General features: G+C 61.8%; 1 pseudogene. It reads right to left on the bottom strand.

Annotation, left to right across the window (positions count from 1 at the left end):
- A pseudogene (locus AO068_RS27820) lies at positions 1–863 on the bottom strand (AMP-binding protein); the annotation flags it as partial.

Genomic DNA, 863 nt, shown 5'->3' with positions numbered 1-863 from the left:
CTCCAGAAACACGTCGAGCATCGAGGGCACAAAGTGCAGCAGGGTAATGCCCGCGTCACTCATGACCTGTGCCAGATAGTCAGGGTCCTGATGGCCACCGGGACGTGCCATGACCAGTTCGGCACCGGCGAGCAGCGGCAGGAAAAACTCCCAGACCGACACGTCGAAGCCGAACGGGGTCTTTTGCAGCACGCGATCCTGACTGTTCACTTTATAGGCGTCATAAGTGCTCGTTCATCACGCCTTTGGGCGTGCCAGTGGAACCGGAGGTGTACAGCACATAGGCCAGATGATTCGGCTGCAGACCCAGGGCCTTGGCATCCGGGTTGCCGCTCGGCTGCTTAGCCAGCTGCGCGAGGTCATCGCGGTTGTCGAGCACCAGCACCGGAACGCTTAGGGCTGGCAGATCTGCAAGCAGATCGCTGCTGGTCAGCACCGCACGAGGGGCGCTGTCGCTGAGCATATAGGCCTGACGAGCGCTCGGCAGGTCAGGGTCGATCGGTACATAGGCACCACCGGCCTTGAGAATACCCAACAACGCCACGACCATTTCCTGACCGCGACGCAGGCTTACCGCAACCCGCGAGTCCGGTTCCACGCCCAGCNTCGATCAGGCGATGGGCGAGCTGGTTGGCCTGTTGGTTGAGCTCGGCGTAAGTGAGCAGCGGTCCGCTGTCGCCGCGCACAGCGCAGGCATCCGGACGCTGGTTGACCTGGTGTTCGATCAGTTGGTGAATCAGCACATCGCGAGGATAAGGATGGGCAGTGTCATTGAAGCCCGCCAGCAACAGCTCGCGCTCATCGTCCGGCAGTATCGGCAGGCTGTTCAGCGCTGCTTGCGGGGTGCGTTCCAGTGCTTCCAC

It is taken from the genome of Pseudomonas sp. ICMP 3272, from assembly GCF_001466905.1.
Lineage (GTDB): Bacteria > Pseudomonadota > Gammaproteobacteria > Pseudomonadales > Pseudomonadaceae > Aquipseudomonas > Aquipseudomonas amygdali.
The sequence above is the reverse complement of the archived record's forward strand: the minus strand, read 5'-3'. Positions and strand labels throughout refer to the sequence as shown.